The sequence below is a fragment of the Desulfosarcina cetonica JCM 12296 genome (genome assembly GCF_001311845.1).
Lineage (GTDB): Bacteria > Desulfobacterota > Desulfobacteria > Desulfobacterales > Desulfosarcinaceae > Desulfosarcina > Desulfosarcina cetonica.
Window position 1 is genome coordinate 1 of sequence record NZ_BBCC01000506.1, and the last position, 873, is coordinate 873.

Genomic DNA, 873 nt, shown 5'->3' on the forward strand with positions numbered 1-873 from the left:
GCCTCCCAGTCCAGGGCCGCCCGGGCGCGGGACATGGCATTGTCCCAGTCGCGGCGCCGGGAATGCCCTTGGCGATATCGGCGGCATGGGCGGCAATGCGCGTGGCGATGATGCCGTCCTTCATATCCTCCCGGTCGGGCAGACGCAGGTGCTCGGCCGGCGTGACGTAGCAGAGGAAGTCGGCGCCGCTGGCCGCGGCGATGGCTCCGCCAATGGCGCTGGTGATGTGATCGTAGCCCGGTGCCACGTCGGTGACGATGGGGCCCAAAACGTAAAAGGGCGCGCCGTGGCAAAGGCGTTTTTCCAGCATCATGTTGCCTTTGATTTCATCCATGGCCATGTGACCCGGTCCCTCGATCATGACCTGGACGTTCTTCTCCCAGGCCCGCAAGGTCAGCTCGCCCAGGGTGATCAACTCCTCCACCTGGCTGGCGTCGGTGGAATCGTTGATACAGCCCGGCCGGCAACCGTCGCCCAGGCTCAGGCTCACGTCAAAGTGCTGGCAGATCTCCAGCAAGCGGTCGAAGTATTCATAAAAAGGATTTTCCCGGTCATTCATCTGCATCCAGGTGAACATGAGGCTGCCCCCCCGGGAGACGATGTTGGTGATGCGCCGGCGGCTTTTGATCTTCTCGGCGGCCTGGCGGTTGAGCCCGGCATGATGGTGAGAAAATCGACCCCATCCTCGCAGTGGCGCTCGATCACGTCGAACATTTCATCCACGGTCAGATCCTTGAGGTTCTTCTCATAAAAGCCGACCGCGTCGTAGATCGGCACGGTGCCGATCATGGCCGGCGACATGGCCACCAGGCGCTGCCGGAAATCACGGGTCTTGCCGTAACAGGAGAGATCCATGATCGCCTCGGCCTTGAG

1 pseudogene is annotated in these 873 nt (G+C 62.2%); it reads right to left on the reverse strand.

Features of this window, described 5'->3' with window-relative positions:
- Positions 1-855: pseudogene (thiC, locus tag JCM12296_RS35250) on the reverse strand (phosphomethylpyrimidine synthase ThiC); the annotation flags it as partial.
- Between the last annotated feature and the right edge of the window lie 18 nt (positions 856-873).